The 1752-nt window shown below is 68.4% G+C and carries 1 protein-coding gene and 1 pseudogene; both read right to left on the bottom strand.

Going from position 1 to position 1752, the window contains the following annotated elements:
• Nucleotides 1-99: 99 nt before the first annotated feature.
• On the bottom strand, nucleotides 100-246 hold the full coding sequence (locus ACZ53N_RS37245; RefSeq protein WP_469145118.1) for a transposase: 147 nt from the start codon (nucleotides 244-246) through the stop codon (nucleotides 100-102).
• 54 nt (nucleotides 247-300) lie between these two features.
• Nucleotides 301-1527: pseudogene (locus ACZ53N_RS37240) on the bottom strand (IS110 family RNA-guided transposase).
• Nucleotides 1528-1752: the final 225 nt, after the last annotated feature.

Below are 1752 nucleotides of genomic sequence, written 5' to 3'. Positions count from 1 at the left end.
AACAAGGACCTCAGCAATCCTCATTCTCGCTGGTCAGGGGCACTTTCTGCTTGCCTGATCACCTGCCGGACAGCACGCATCATGAAAGCGCGAGGTTAATCAGAAACCCAATGGCGCGCACGATGTGCTCGTCGGGGTTGGGCTGCGGGAGTACGACGGCAGGCAGTGCAGCTCGATCTGCTCCTGGTGGCTGGCGAGCCAGGCGCGGACGGTCTTCGAGCGGTGGGCCGAGTGCCGGTCGACGATCAGGCGGCCGTTCTCGTCGGTCGTGACGTCTGAGACACCCCATGTCGTTTGAGGTCAAGCGGCATGGGGGTGGGTGTGGTGTGACCAGGCGGTCGTTTCGTTGTAGCGGGTGCGGGTTTTGAGGCAGCCGTGGAGGATGCCGACGAGGCGGTTGCCGAGCTGGCGGAGGGCGGGGTTGTAGCCCGCCTCGCGAGCGCGTTGTTTGTCGTAGTAGCGGCGGGCTCCGGGCGAGGCCCGCAGGGCGGAGAACGCCTGGGTCTGGAGGGCGTCGGCGAGGGGGTTGTTGCGGACGTAGCGGGCCTGGACGGTGTGGCTTTTGCCGGAGGCCCGGGTGACGGGGCTGGTGCCGGCGTAGTTCTTGCGGGCTTTCGCGGAGGCGTATCAGGTGGGGTCGTCTCCGAACTCGGCGAGCACCCGGGCGCCGGTGATCTCACCGATGCCGGGCATTGACAGGTAGATCTCAGCGTCCGGGTGCGCCAGAAAATGCGTCCTCACCTGCTCTTCCATGACGGCGATCTGCTCGTTCAACGCGATGATCAGACGGGCGTGTGCGGTGGCGGTGGCCGCGTAGGCGGCGGTGACCGGCTTGGGCAGGCCGAGCTGCGGCTCGCGCAGTGCGGCCTGGATGGCGGCCGCTTTCGTGTCCCGGTTGCGGCGGCGGTGGCGGGTCAGGACGGCGGTGATCTGGGTGCGGGTCAGCTTCGCCGCGGCGGCCGGGGTGGGCGCCTTGGCCAGCAGTTCCAGCGCGTCGGTGCTGGTCAGCGTCAGGTCCGCGTAGGCGTTCAGGGCGCCGGGGAAGTACTCACGCAGCGTCGTGCGCAGCCGCTGGAAGGTGCGGGTGCGTTCCCAGATCAGTGTCTGGTGGGCACGGGCGACGACCTTGACGGCCTGGGCCGCTTCGCTGTCCCCGGCCACCGGCCGCAGCTGACCTCGGTCGATACGGACCATGTCGGCCAGCGCGTGGGCATCGCCCTTGTCGCTCTTGGTCCCGGAGGAGCCGTACCGTTCCTTGAACCGGTTGACCTGCCGTGGGTTGACCGCGAACACCTGATAGCCGGAGGCGGTCAGGGCCTGTACCCACGAGCCGCGGTCGGTCTCGATCCCGACCACCACCTCGCCAGGGTGCAGGTCCTCGCCGCCGTGGCGGGCGAGGAGTTCGTGCAGCTTGGCGATACCCGCCACCCCCTCGGGCAACTGCACCGCGGCCAGCTTCCGGCCGCTCTCGTCCTGGAGCTCGACATCGTGATGGTCCTCGGCCCAGTCATCGCCGATCAGCAGCAACGGTTCCCCCTCGCTCACGTACGTCCGGTCGCACAAACAGCCTGCGGAAGGCACGGCACGCGGCCTAGCCTCGCTGTTTCGCTTGGGGTGACGAGGTGATGCTGTGGGGTTGATCGAGGCGGTATTGGGCGGTGGGCATGGTGGGGGCCCGGCGCGGTGGTCGGGTTCTCCAAGGTCTTTCGTGTCGTAGGTGGCCGGGGCGGCTGGTCAGTTGGCGGGGCGGGG

The organism is Streptomyces sp. NPDC033229 (assembly GCF_055576875.1).
Note: the sequence above shows the minus strand (reverse complement) of the source record. Positions and strands in the feature narration are given on the sequence as shown.